We start from the raw sequence: 597 nt of genomic DNA, 5'->3' as shown, positions 1-597 counted from the left end.
AGAGTAGAAACTGCCACCATAAAATGCAAAGTAGCCTAAGAGTGCATTTGTTGAATAGTTATAATCTATTATATTGCCATTTATCAAAGCCGAACCGTTATCATTTATGCCAACACTTTCGCTGAGACCTGATTGCTCTGCTATAGGAGTAAGCATCTTAGTTGTATTGATTGTTTGTCCTTCATATTTTGTTGTTTTCATGGCATGAGATTGTGGAGCGAAGGAGACTGCAAGTATTAATATTCCAAGAAATACAAACCACCTTACACTTTTAGTATGCAAATAAATACACCTCTTTTTACAGCTAATTAAATATTCAAATAAATATAAAAACTTTTGTAAATAAAATTTTGGGAATTTTTGATCAACTAATAATAAGCATAAATAAAAATCTGTTCTAATTTCTCTCGCTTCATATTAGCTAATATAAAGGATTTTAGTGTTTATCACTTAAAGCTACTATATCAATGCCTTTAAAATAATAAATAATATCATTAATATACATTTTTAATAAAAATGCTTAAAATAAGCTATACATGCTTAATTAGCAGAGATTATAAAGATAAAATATTAAGAACTGTAATGCTTATATTTGAC

At 27.5% G+C, this 597-nt stretch carries 1 protein-coding gene; it reads right to left on the bottom strand.

What is annotated here, in order from left to right:
• A partial coding sequence (locus ACP5GV_RS08130) for a hypothetical protein (protein WP_428103306.1) occupies positions 1 to 282 on the bottom strand: 282 nt, incomplete at its 3' end.
• Between the last annotated feature and the right edge of the window lie 315 nt (positions 283 to 597).

It is taken from the genome of Caldisphaera sp., from assembly GCF_049974385.1.
In the GTDB taxonomy this organism is placed as follows: domain Archaea; phylum Thermoproteota; class Thermoprotei_A; order Sulfolobales; family Acidilobaceae; genus Caldisphaera.
Note: the sequence above shows the minus strand (reverse complement) of the source record. Positions and strands in the feature narration are given on the sequence as shown.